Annotated in this window: 1 pseudogene; it reads right to left on the reverse strand. The window is 67.3% G+C overall.

Annotated elements, in window-relative coordinates:
• Positions 1-303: pseudogene (locus WDW90_RS38770) on the reverse strand (DHA2 family efflux MFS transporter permease subunit); the annotation flags it as partial.

Here is a 303-nt window from a genome sequence, read left to right on the forward strand (position 1 = left end):
GGTGGAGCAGACGGCGAGCCCAATCTGCAGGGCGGAGAAGCCGCGCACACGCCCGAGGACGAGCGGCGTCAGGTAGATCGTGGCGAAGATGCCGATGCCTGTGACGAAGGAGAACAGGCAGCCGAGGGCGAAGTTGCGGCTCTTGAGCGCCGTCAGATCGACGATCGGGTGCGCGTAGGTCAGGCTCCGCCAGACGAAGCCGATTCCGGAGAGGCCCGAGATCCAGGCGGGTGCCCGGATCGTCGCGTCCTCGGTCCAGTTCCAGCGCGGCCCCTCCTCAAGGGTGTATTCGAGGCAGCCGAG

The organism is Methylobacterium nigriterrae, assembly GCF_037106235.1.
GTDB classification, from domain to species: Bacteria; Pseudomonadota; Alphaproteobacteria; order Rhizobiales; family Beijerinckiaceae; genus Methylobacterium; species Methylobacterium nigriterrae.